General features: G+C 43.5%; 1 protein-coding gene. It reads left to right on the top strand.

Features of this window, described 5'->3' with window-relative positions:
• A partial coding sequence (locus QCD68_RS17230) for an aromatic ring-hydroxylating oxygenase subunit alpha (RefSeq protein WP_301223896.1) occupies positions 1-271 on the top strand: 271 nt, incomplete at both ends.

Genomic DNA, 271 nt, shown 5'->3' with positions numbered 1-271 from the left:
ACCGCGCAGCAACCGTATGTGAACATAAAAAAGGAAAAACTAACAGTTTTGTATGCCCGTACCACGGTTGGAGCTATGCACTTGATGGCAGTTTACGTGGTGTGCCATCTCCGGAAAGTTACGGCGATTGTTTAGATAAGTCAGAATTACCGCTGGTGAGTCTACGGGTAGAAGAATATAACGGCATGATCTTCGCTTCATTTAAAGAAGACATTCAACCGCTTGAAGAGTTTCTTGGGCCTGCGAAAAAATGGATTGACCTGTTTATGAA

Origin of the sequence: Curtobacterium sp. PsM8 (assembly GCF_030433875.1) — a bacterium.
GTDB lineage: Bacteria > Actinomycetota > Actinomycetes > Actinomycetales > Microbacteriaceae > Curtobacterium.
This window is presented reverse-complemented; position numbering and strand designations above follow the sequence as displayed.